Genomic DNA, 9,056 nt, shown 5'->3' with positions numbered 1-9,056 from the left:
CATGGAATGATGCAAAGGGATTGGTTAAGGAAAAGCAATTGGAGAATTTATTTTACTCATCGGACACGCATTTTGTTAAAATGAAAGCCGATGAGTAATATGTGTCTGTCAGATTAAGTTTGAGCTACTACAGACTAGATTCACTTTAGTTATTTAAACTAATAACATTTTATTATTAATTAATAAAATGTTATTATTGATTAATAATACTACATATAGTAACAAATTCAATTAATAGGTACTACATATTGTATATTTTGATAAATATCAATTATCATAACTCAAAATATATATTAATGTTGGAATCAAAGCATGAATAAATCAATACTCGTTACTAAAAGAAATGGACAGAAAGAACCTATCAATCTTGATAAAATCCACAAAGTTATTACGTGGGCCGCTGAGGGGTTAGACAATGTCTCGGTGTCGCAAGTTGAATTACGTTCTCACATTCAATTTTATGATGGCATTCGTACTTCCGATATTCATGAAACAATTATTCGTGCTGCTGCCGACCTTATTTCACAAGATGCGCCAGATTATCAATACTTAGCAGCTCGTTTGGCCGTTTTTCATTTACGTAAAAAAGCTTATGGTCAATTTACTCCACCATCACTTTATGATCATGTGAAAAAACTAGTTGATAGTGAACGTTATGATAGGCATTTACTTGAAGATTATACTCAAGAAGATTTTGAACAGATGGACAAAATTATTGACCACTGGCGTGATATGTCGTTTTCGTACGCTGCGGTTAAACAACTTGAAGGTAAATACTTAGTACAAAACCGTGTTACAGGTGAAATATACGAAAGCGCACAGTTTTTATATATTTTAGTTGCGGCTTGTTTATTTGCCAACTATCCCAAAGAGACACGGCTTAACTATATCAAACGCTTTTATGATGCAGTTTCAACTTTCAAAATTTCGCTACCAACGCCAATTATGGCGGGGGTTCGTACTCCTACTCGTCAGTTTAGCTCTTGTGTATTAATTGAATGTGATGATAACTTAGATTCAATTAATGCAACGGCAAGTGCTATTGTGAAATATGTATCACAACGAGCAGGAATTGGGGTTAATGCAGGGCGAATTCGTGCGTTAGGAAGCTCAATTCGTGGTGGTGAAGCTTTTCATACAGGCTGCATTCCATTTTATAAATATTTCCAAACAGCGGTTAAATCTTGTTCGCAAGGTGGTGTGCGAGGAGGAGCAGCAACTGTTTTCTATCCTCTTTGGCATTTAGAAGTTGAAAGTTTATTAGTATTACGTAACAACCGTGGCGTTGAAGAAAATCGTGTCCGTCATTTAGACTATGGCGTACAAATCAATAAATTAATGTATCAACGTTTAATCAAAAACGAAAATATTACTCTATTTAGCCCATCGGACGTTCTTGGACTTTATGATGCCTTCTTTGCCGATCAAGATAAGTTTGAAACGCTTTATCACCAATACGAACAAGATCCAAATATTCGCAAACGCGAAGTTAAAGCCGTTGAACTCTTTGCATTATTAATGCAAGAGCGCGCATCAACTGGACGTATTTATATCCAAAATGTCGATCATTGTAATACTCACAGCCCATTTAATGCACAATTAGCACCTGTTCATCAATCTAATTTATGTATGGAAATCGCACTGCCAACAAAACCGCTTAACAACGTTAATGATGAACATGGCGAAATTGCCCTTTGCACATTATCAGCCTTTAATTTAGGTAAAATAGAATCTCTAGATGACTTTGAAGAGTTAGCCGATTTAGCGGTACGCGCTCTTGATTCACTACTTGATTACCAAGATTACCCTGTACCTGCAGCTCGTAATTCTTCATTAAATCGTCGTACATTAGGTATTGGTGTTATTAACTATGCCTATTATTTAGCAAAACATGGGGTTAAATATTCCGATGGCAGCGCCAACAATTTAACTCACCGTACCTTTGAAGCCATGCAATACTATTTGCTAAAAGCATCGAATAATCTAGCTAAAGAAAAAGGAACCTGCCCATTATTTAGTCAAACCACATATTCGCAAGGTATTTTACCTATTGATACTTATAAAAAAGATTTAGATACCATTACTAAAGAGCCGTTACACTATGACTGGGAATCACTACGAGCATCAATTAAAACCTATGGACTTCGTAATTCGACATTATCGGCATTAATGCCATCAGAAACTTCGTCACAAATTTCCAATGCAACAAATGGTATTGAACCACCACGTGGTTTTATTAGTGTAAAAGCATCAAAAGATGGTATTTTAAAACAAGTGGTTCCTGAGTATAACCATCTGAAAAATTTTTACGAATTACTTTGGCAAATTCCAAATAACACTGGTTATTTACAATTAGTAGGCATCATGCAGAAATTTATTGATCAATCAATTTCTGCTAATACTAATTATGATCCGGCTAAGTTCCCAAATAATAAAGTACCCATGAAACAGCTATTATCAGACTTATTGACTGCTTATAAATTTGGCGTAAAAACACTCTATTATCATAATACACGCGATGGCGCTGAAGATATTCAAGGTGATATTGTTCCAACAACCCATTCGGATGATGGCTGTGAAGGTGGCGCTTGCAAAATTTAACCTTGATTAAAACTAAATAGCTACACGCTAAAATTCAATTTTTTATCGGGGAAAACTAGTAATTTCCCCATTTAACTTGCCTTTTACACTGTCAAAAGGAAGCGGTAAAAGCAACAGTAAATGAGTAGGAGTTCTTTTATGAGTATGAATTACAGTACCTTTTCGCAAGTGCATAACGACCAGCTTAAAGAACCAATGTTCCTTGGACAATCAGTGAATGTTGCGCGTTATGATCAACAAAAATATGAGATGTTTGAAAAGCTAATTGAAAAACAACTTTCTTTCTTTTGGCGCCCAGAAGAAGTCGATATTTCACAAGACCGTATTGATTATGCTGCGTTACCAGAGCATGAAAAACATATTTTTATCAGCAATTTAAAATATCAAACTCTGCTTGATTCCATCCAAGGTCGTAGCCCTAATGTTGCTTTACTGCCACTTATTTCAATACCTGAATTGGAAACATGGGTAGAAACTTGGTCGTTTTCTGAAACCATTCATTCTCGTTCATATACTCATATCATTCGTAATATCGTTAACGATCCATCTGTGGTTTTTGATGATATTGTCACTAATAAAGAAATTCAAAAACGTGCTGGGGACATTGCAGGTTATTATGATGATCTTATTAGCTATGCAAGTTACTATAATTTATTTGGTGAAGGTGAACATAATATCAATAATCACACTGTTTGCATTAATTTACGTGAACTTAAAAAGAAACTTTACTTATGTTTAATGAGTGTCAATGCACTTGAGGCTATTCGCTTCTATGTTAGTTTTGCCTGCTCATTTGCTTTTGCTGAACGAGAACTAATGGAAGGGAATGCCAAAATCATTAAACTTATTGCCCGCGACGAAGCGCTGCATTTAACAGGCACTCAGTTTATGATCAACACACTACGCAGTGGTGAAGACGATCCCGAAATGGCTGAAATTGCCAAAGAGTGTGAACAAGATTGTTATAACTTATTTTTACAAGCCGCTAATCAAGAAAAACAATGGGCCGAATACCTGTTTGAGGGTGGCTCAATGATTGGTTTAAATAAAGATATATTATGCCAATATGTCGAGTATATAACGAACATTCGTATGCAAGCGGTCGGACTAAAATTACCCTTTGAAGCTAAATCCAATCCAATTCCATGGATTAATAACTGGCTTGTTTCTGATAATGTGCAAGTAGCACCACAAGAAGCCGAAATGAGTTCATATCTAGTTGGACAAATTGATTCTGAAATTAATGAAGATGATTTAAGCGATTTTACATTATAATTTTATACTCAAACGCATGCTTTTCCTGAAAGTTTTTTACAAAAGGAATAAATTATTGTAGATAAAGTTATCTAATAATCACTTGTTGTTTTAGACAATAATTTGATTTTATAGATAAAAATAATTTTTAGTGCCTATTGTTTAATTTATTTACTTTGATGGTAAACTACATATTGAAGCTTGTAAGATCTGCATCGTAAATGTTTTTTTTAAATAAAACCCACGTGGGCGAGTTAAAATAATTTGCCCATTTTCACCAATTGCTTCGGTAAGGGCTTTTCCGTTGGCGGCTTTAGGTCTAATTTGTAAATAAGTGCCATATCGAGCAGTAATTTTTTCAACTTTGCCAAGCGTTACCATATCCATTAATTCTTCCCAATCTTGTTTTAGCTGTTGTTCTTGTTCTTGAGTTGGTTCCCATAAAATCGGTTTTCCAACTTTTCGCTCTACAAGAGGAATTGTTCTGTCACCTTCAATTGGAATCCAAAGTACCTTGGCAAGTTTGTATTTAACATGACTTGTTTCCCAAATAACGCCATGATTAGCCATTAATGGCGTAACACTGACAAAAGTTGTTTCTAATGGTTTTCCTTGTTTATCAACGGGGATTGTTTTTAACTCTATACCTAGTTTAACAAAGTCTCGTTCGGCTTTACTACCTGCATTTGCGCCTAAAAAAGTTTCGATGAGGTTACCAACCCAGCCTTTTTGTTTGTTTAAATTAGCAGGTATGGGAATGTTTAAATATTGTGCTATTTCACCAAAGCTATAACCTGCAACTAACTCTGCCCGATTTAATAATTCTTGCTCGCTTGTTGGAATAGATAAAATCATTACAAAAAATCTGAATTAGTTATTAATAAAAAAACAGCCAAAAAATTTGGCTGTGAATATAAAAATCTATATCAATTAGCTTAACTTTTCAACCCAAGCAGCATAAGTATTGATAAATAATGATAAAAATTCTTTGCTTTTTTCGGTAATATTGCCTTGTTCGTCAAAGGCGGTACTTACTCCACCAAAATAAGCTTCCGGTTGCTGTAAGGTAGGCATATCAAGAAACACTAATGATTGACGTAATTGATGATTTGCACCAAATCCACCAATTGCGCCCGGAGAAACAGAAATAATAGCCGCTGCTTTTTTTGACCAAACACTTTTACCATAAGGACGTGAGCCTACATCTATGGCATTTTTAATAACAGCAGGTAAACCTCGATTGTATTCAGGTGTGACAAATATAGCACCTTGGCATTGAGCTATTTCTTGGCGAAAACGAGTATACGAGGCAGGAGGGGTATCAATATCAATATCTTCATTATATAAAGGTAGATCCCCAATTTGAATAATTTGTAACGAAAGTGATGGTGGTGCAATTTTTTGAAAGACTTTTGCTACTTTTAAGTTATAAGAATCTTTACGTAGACTTCCAACTAATACGGCAATTTTTTTACTCATCTTAAATCTCCACTTATTTTAAATAAGAGGCAATGGTTATGCCTCTTATTATTGTCATTAATAGTTAGTTATTAATGTCCTGATGAGTCGACTTTTCGGCCAGCTTCAAATAAGAACCATGCACGTTGTTCTGTTTGATCTATCCACTCTTCAATTAAACTTGCAGTTGCAGTATCGTTATATTTATCACAAATATCATGTGCTACACGCATACGTTCAGTGAGTCTTACATTATCTTGACAAAGTTCAGCAAGCATATCTGATGGTTCGACAAAATCGGCATTATTATCAGAAATGCTTTGTAATTTAGCAATATGACCAATTGATCGTAGCGTTGTGCCACCTAATTTACGTACTCGCTCAGCAATTGGATCTGTCATAGCAAATAACTCATCGCCATGATCGTCCAACATCAAATGGTAATCACGAAAGTGAGGGCCACTAACATGCCAGTGGAAGTTTTTAGTTTTTAAATATAAAGCAAATACATCTGCTAAAACAGAATTCATTGCTCCAGAAATATCTTTTGATGCCTGTTGACCTAAATCAGTTGGAAACAAAATCGCTGATTGTTGTAACTTTTTAGCAGAAGTCGTACTTTTAGCCATGATATATTCTCCTTTAAATTGAATAATAAATACCCGTATTGACAAAATTACGCCAACTTAATGTTAATGTCCAATGAAAAAAGTTATTTTTTTACTATTATTGCCATTACAGTAACCTATGACTTTTTTTATTTTTTCATTATTTTTATTTAAAATATTTTCTTTCAAAATAAAAGAAAATATTTTAAATTGTGATCTAGTTAAAAGTTTTATTCTTTCTTAATTGATAATATTTTCTCGAACTTTAACAAAAACAGGAGGAAATATGATCGACGCTATCTCATTTGGTGCCGAATGGTTTATTGGTTTATTTCAAGAAGGTGGAAAAGTCTTTGTTGGGATGGTAACAGGTATTTTACCTTTGTTAATTTCACTACTTGTTGTAATGAACGCTGTAATTAAATTTATTGGGCAAGATCGTATTGAGCGTTTAGCTCAAGCATGTGCAGGTAACCCTATCTCTCGATATCTTTTATTACCATTAATTGGTACCTTTGTTTTTTGTAATCCAATGACATTAAGCTTAGGGCGTTTTATGCCTGAGTTTTACAAACCAAGCTACTATGCGGCTGCTTCTTATAGTTGCCATTCAATGAATGGATTATTTCCACATGTTAACCCCGGTGAGCTATTTGTGTATTTAGGTATTGCTGCTGGTTTAACTAAATTAGGCCTGCCACTTGGTCCTCTTGCTGTGAGCTATTTTTTTGTTGGTTTAGTGACTAACTTTTTTAGAGGTTGGGTTACTGACTTTTGTACAGCCATTTTTGAAAGAAAAATGGGAATTAAATTAGAAAGAAAAGTTCATCTATAACAGTAATAAGGAATATAAAAATGGCTAAATTTATTCGAATTGAAAAAGGTGAAGCAGGTTGGGGTGGTCCATTAGAGCTTCCAGTAATTGAGGGTAAAAAGATTGTTTATATTGCAGCTGGTACTCGTCCAGCAATAGTTGATACCTTAGTTGAATTAACGGGGTGGCAAGCTATTGATGGTTTTAAAGAGGGTGAACCACCTAAAGATGAAATTGGTGTTGCCGTAATTGACTGTGGTGGTACGTTACGATGTGGTATTTATCCTAAAAATCGTATTCCAACTATCAATATTCACGCAACAGGTAAATCAGGACCTCTTGCTCAATATATTGTTGAGGATATTTATGTTTCTGCGGTTAAATCAAACAACATTAAGGTGGTTGAAAAAGAAAGTGATGTAATAACCGAAGTTCAATCAAATCATAAACAGCAACAAGCCAATAACGCATCATCTGAATATAAAGAATACGATACTAGTAAAAAAATCACTGAGCAAAGCGATGGGTTATTAGCAAAAATTGGTATTGGAATGGGATCTGGTGTTGCGGTCTTTTTTCAGGCTGGTCGAGACACCATAGATACTGTACTTAAAACAATATTACCATTTATGGCGTTTGTATCTGCAATTATTGGGATCATTATTGCATCAGGTTTGGGGAATTTTATCGCTCATGGCTTAGTTCCACTAGCAAACAATCCCATAGGGCTTGTTACCTTAGCTTTAATTTGTTCTTTTCCATTACTTTCACCATTTTTAGGGCCAGGAGCTGTTATTGCACAAGTTATTGGTACATTAGTTGGGGTGCAAATTGGTTTGGGTAATATTCCGCCTCAATTAGCGTTACCTGCACTTTTTGCGATTAATGCTCAAGCTGCTTGCGATTTTATTCCTGTTGGTTTATCGCTTGCAGAAGCAAAACAAGATACGGTACGTGTTGGCGTTCCCTCTGTGCTTGTGGGGCGTTTTTTAACAGGTGCACCAACCGTGTTGCTTGCTTGGGCTATTTCGTTCTTTATTTATCAGTAATCATATTTTGTTTGCTAGCTAGTGTTTGCTAGGAACTAAAACCTTAAAACTATATAAATATTTAAGTAGGTTAAATAATGTCAAAAACTATTTATCAATCAAAAATTAATCATATTGGAGAGTTTGCTCAAGAAGCCTTAGCAGATGGTATGTTAATCCTATTTAAGGAGGGGGCTCCATCAGACTTAGCGGATTATTGCTTTATTCACAGTCATGATAATTTTCAACTAGAACTGTTGGCGGGGCAAACACTTCAATTAGGTAACCAAAGTTATCTCATTACTTCGGTTGGTGAAGTTGCTAATGCTAATTTTCGTCAATTAGGGCACATCACATTAAAGTTTGATGGTAGCCATCAGGCTGAGTTACCCGGAACGGTTCATCTAGATGGGCAATGCCCGATCCAACTTGCTATTGGTGATGAAATTAAAATTTTAAATTGATGAGGAATCTAAAAATGAAACAAGTCGCAGTCATTATTGGTGGGGGACAAACTCTAGGCGAATTTTTATGCAATGGTATTGCTGATGCAGGATATCATGTTGTTGTTGCTGATTTAAATATTGACAATGCCAATAAAGTCGCAGAAGCAATTAATCAAAAACATGGCGTTGGCACAGCCAAAGGTTTTGGTGTTGATGCTACAAACGAAGAAAGCGTGATGCAATTAGCTCAAGATGTTGATAGTGTATTTAAACGTGTTGATTTAATGGTGTATAGTGCCGGTGTTGCAAAAGCATCACCTATTACCGATTTTACATTGAGTGATTTTGAATTATCCATCAATGTTAATCTAACAGGTTATTTTTTATGTGCGCGCGAGTTTTCTAAGCTAATGATTAAATACAATATTCAAGGTCGAATTATTCAAATTAATTCAAAATCAGGGAAAGTTGGTAGCAAACATAATTCGGGATATAGTGCTGCCAAATTTGGTGGGGTTGGATTAACGCAATCTTTAGCTTTAGATCTTGCTGAATATGGTATTACTGTTAACTCTTTAATGCTTGGTAATTTGCTTAAATCGCCTATGTTCCAATCATTATTACCTCAATATGCCAAAAAACTAGGTATTCCTGAAAGCCAAGTTGAACAGGTCTATATTGATAAAGTGCCACTAAAACGAGGTTGTGATTATCAAGATGTGCTTAATTTATTGTTATTTTATGCAAGTGATAAAGCTTCTTATTGCACAGGGCAATCAATTAACATTACAGGCGGACAAGTAATGTTCTAGTTAAAACAAAGTGCGAAAATTAATTTAAAATTTAT

At 34.9% G+C, this 9,056-nt stretch carries 9 protein-coding genes; 6 read left to right on the top strand and 3 right to left on the bottom strand.

From position 1 onward, the window contains the following. Positions 1-312 precede the first annotated feature (312 nt). Positions 313-2,601, top strand: a complete 2,289-nt coding sequence (gene nrdA / locus GQ590_RS09220; protein ID WP_160408274.1) for a class 1a ribonucleoside-diphosphate reductase subunit alpha — start codon at positions 313-315, stop codon at positions 2,599-2,601. A 144-nt stretch (positions 2,602-2,745) separates the two neighbouring features. Further along, on the top strand, positions 2,746-3,876 hold the full coding sequence (nrdB, locus tag GQ590_RS09215; RefSeq protein WP_065575279.1) for a class Ia ribonucleoside-diphosphate reductase subunit beta: 1,131 nt from the start codon (positions 2,746-2,748) through the stop codon (positions 3,874-3,876). Positions 3,877-4,026: 150 nt separating this feature from the next. On the opposite strand, the gene mutH is transcribed toward nrdB, so the two are convergent. From mutH to GQ590_RS09200, 3 genes are all read right to left on the bottom strand, one after another. Continuing rightward, a complete protein-coding gene (gene mutH / locus GQ590_RS09210; RefSeq protein ID WP_160408276.1) occupies positions 4,027-4,710 on the bottom strand; it encodes a DNA mismatch repair endonuclease MutH in 684 nt (227 codons plus the stop codon). A 75-nt stretch (positions 4,711-4,785) separates the two neighbouring features. After that, positions 4,786-5,334, bottom strand: coding sequence for an NADPH-dependent FMN reductase (locus GQ590_RS09205; RefSeq protein WP_160408278.1), 549 nt, complete (start codon positions 5,332-5,334; stop codon positions 4,786-4,788). 71 nt (positions 5,335-5,405) lie between these two features. Continuing rightward, complete coding sequence (locus GQ590_RS09200; protein WP_160408280.1) at positions 5,406-5,942, bottom strand: Dps family protein; 537 nt, start codon at positions 5,940-5,942, stop codon at positions 5,406-5,408. A gap of 265 nt (positions 5,943-6,207) precedes the next feature. Between GQ590_RS09200 and srlA the strand changes: the two genes are divergently transcribed. The 4 genes from srlA to srlD all read left to right on the top strand — a co-directional run bounded on the left by srlA (position 6,208) and on the right by srlD (position 9,021). Continuing rightward, the gene (gene srlA, locus GQ590_RS09195) at positions 6,208-6,756 is read left to right on the top strand and encodes a glucitol/sorbitol-specific PTS transporter subunit IIC (RefSeq protein WP_065637004.1); all 549 of its coding nucleotides are present in this window, start codon (positions 6,208-6,210) and stop codon (positions 6,754-6,756) included. A gap of 20 nt (positions 6,757-6,776) precedes the next feature. After that, positions 6,777-7,784, top strand: a complete 1,008-nt coding sequence (locus GQ590_RS09190) for a PTS glucitol/sorbitol transporter subunit IIB (RefSeq protein WP_160408282.1) — start codon at positions 6,777-6,779, stop codon at positions 7,782-7,784. A gap of 77 nt (positions 7,785-7,861) precedes the next feature. Continuing rightward, positions 7,862-8,227: a PTS glucitol/sorbitol transporter subunit IIA gene (locus GQ590_RS09185; RefSeq protein ID WP_065637002.1), complete on the top strand. Its 366-nt coding sequence runs from the start codon at positions 7,862-7,864 to the stop codon at positions 8,225-8,227. A gap of 14 nt (positions 8,228-8,241) precedes the next feature. After that, the gene (srlD, locus tag GQ590_RS09180; protein WP_160408284.1) at positions 8,242-9,021 is read left to right on the top strand and encodes a sorbitol-6-phosphate dehydrogenase; all 780 of its coding nucleotides are present in this window, start codon (positions 8,242-8,244) and stop codon (positions 9,019-9,021) included. Positions 9,022-9,056 lie beyond the last annotated feature (35 nt).

This window comes from Gilliamella sp. Lep-s35 (genome assembly GCF_009795845.1).
In the GTDB taxonomy this organism is placed as follows: domain Bacteria; phylum Pseudomonadota; class Gammaproteobacteria; order Enterobacterales; family Orbaceae; genus Gilliamella.
Note: the sequence above shows the minus strand (reverse complement) of the source record. Positions and strands in the feature narration are given on the sequence as shown.

What these genes read in the sequence shown, in the direction of transcription:
- nrdA (WP_160408274.1), top strand. Translation starts at nt 313, where the DNA reads ATGAATAAATCAATACTCGTTACTAAAAGAAATGGACAGAAAGAACCT.
- srlA (WP_065637004.1), top strand. Translation starts at nt 6,208, where the DNA reads ATGATCGACGCTATCTCATTTGGTGCCGAATGGTTTATTGGTTTATTT.
- GQ590_RS09185 (WP_065637002.1), top strand. Translation starts at nt 7,862, where the DNA reads ATGTCAAAAACTATTTATCAATCAAAAATTAATCATATTGGAGAGTTT.
- nrdB (WP_065575279.1), top strand. Translation starts at nt 2,746, where the DNA reads ATGAATTACAGTACCTTTTCGCAAGTGCATAACGACCAGCTTAAAGAA.
- mutH (WP_160408276.1), bottom strand. Translation starts at nt 4,710, where the DNA reads ATGATTTTATCTATTCCAACAAGCGAGCAAGAATTATTAAATCGGGCA.
- GQ590_RS09200 (WP_160408280.1), bottom strand. Translation starts at nt 5,942, where the DNA reads ATGGCTAAAAGTACGACTTCTGCTAAAAAGTTACAACAATCAGCGATT.
- GQ590_RS09205 (WP_160408278.1), bottom strand. Translation starts at nt 5,334, where the DNA reads ATGAGTAAAAAAATTGCCGTATTAGTTGGAAGTCTACGTAAAGATTCT.
- GQ590_RS09190 (WP_160408282.1), top strand. Translation starts at nt 6,777, where the DNA reads ATGGCTAAATTTATTCGAATTGAAAAAGGTGAAGCAGGTTGGGGTGGT.
- srlD (WP_160408284.1), top strand. Translation starts at nt 8,242, where the DNA reads ATGAAACAAGTCGCAGTCATTATTGGTGGGGGACAAACTCTAGGCGAA.